Origin of the sequence: Microbacterium sp. H6 (assembly GCF_003314775.1) — a bacterium.
Taxonomy (GTDB): Bacteria; Actinomycetota; Actinomycetes; order Actinomycetales; family Microbacteriaceae; genus Microbacterium; species Microbacterium oxydans.
On sequence record NZ_QOAY01000035.1, the window covers coordinates 20006 to 21492 of the forward strand.

Annotated in this window: 1 protein-coding gene and 1 pseudogene; one reads left to right on the forward strand and one right to left on the reverse strand. The window is 69.6% G+C overall.

Features of this window, described 5'->3' with window-relative positions:
- A partial coding sequence (locus tag DSP71_RS22970) for an NAD(P)H-binding protein (protein WP_258546220.1) occupies positions 1-1109 on the reverse strand: 1109 nt, incomplete at its 3' end.
- Positions 1110-1258: 149 nt separating this feature from the next.
- Here DSP71_RS22970 and DSP71_RS22975 point away from each other — a divergent pair.
- Positions 1259-1487 (forward strand): annotated as a pseudogene (locus DSP71_RS22975) (MFS transporter); the annotation flags it as partial.

Here is a 1487-nt window from a genome sequence, read left to right on the forward strand (position 1 = left end):
GACGCGGTCGTCGTGACCGAACGGGAGTCGGTGAACACGGTGCGTCCCGCCCAGTCGGGATCGCTCGGCAGCGGGTCGCTCGGAGCGCCCGAGACCTCGGAGTCCTGCCAACTGGTCTCGATGGTGTCGCCTCGCACGCGGCCGAGCGCCAGGTCGACCGCGCGCCGATACGGGGTCAGACCGCCTTCGGGCTGGGGGATCAGCTCGTCGATGGCGTGATCCTTCATGATGCACTCGTTCTGCAGTGACGCCACGAGCGGGCGGGCGATCGACCGCGGGACCGGCGTCACGAGATTCACCCAGTGCGAAGCGAGGCCCGGAGTCAGCACGGGGAGGGCGGCGATGGCCCGCTGGCGCAGTCCCGCCTCCACCGCGTAGCCGTTCATCATCTGGCCGTAGCGCAGCACGTCGGGGCCGCCGATATCGACAGCGCGGTTCACGTCGGAATCCACCTGCGCTGCCCCGAGGAGGTAGTGCAGCACGTCGCGCACGGCGATGGGCTGGATCCGGTTGCGCACCCACTTCGGCGCCGGCATGTACGGCAGCACGTCGGTGAGGTGGCGGATCATCTCGAACGACGCCGATCCCGATCCGATCACGACGCCCGCCTGCAGCACGAGTGTCGGCACTCCCGAGTCCAGGAAGATCTCGCCGACCCGCACACGCGAGCGCAGATGCGGGGAGAGCTGTGCATCATCCGGATGCAGACCGCCGAGGTAGACGATCCGCCGCACACCCGCTCGCGCAGCCGCCTCTGCCACCGTCTGCGCCGCGCGCTCGTCGCTCTCCTCGAAGCCCTTGCCGGCCGACATCGAGTGGATCAGGTAGTAGACGACGTCGACGTCGTCCATGGCCGCGGCGACGGCATCCGCATCATCCGCCGACCCCTCGACGATCTCGCAGTCGGCGCCCCACGGGAACGACGCCGCCCGCGCCGCGTCCCGTGCCAGCACACGCACGCGGTATCCGGCGTTCAGCAGCCGCGGAGTCAGTCGACCGCCGATGTAGCCGGTCGCCCCGAGCACCAGAGCACGCGGGGGAGTCCCGTCGTCGCGGGGGATGGCGCGCAGAGCCTCTTCACGACCGGTGGGCTGGGTGAGTTCGGACATGGCACGAGCGTAGGCCCGAGGATGCGCGCGCGGAAACGGGGTTGCGGCCTGCGTCGGGGATGAGTAGAGCTGCGACGCAGGGAGCACTGTCGGGGGCACATGCGTGATCGTGTCGGTCGCGGCCTGCTGTGCACCGTACGATCGTAGGCATGGCCTCCATCGAATCGATTCGACGACCTGTGCCCGACCAGGCATCCCGCCGCGCGCGCATCGCCGTCTCCGCGCTCTTCCTGACCAATGGGGCGCTGTTCGCGAACATCCTCCCGCGGTACCCGGAGATCAAGTCCGCTCTGGGGCTGGACAATCTCGGGTACGGATTCGCGATCGCGGCATTCCCCGCCGGCGCCATCGCCGCCGGCCTTCTGGCCGCAGTGCTCA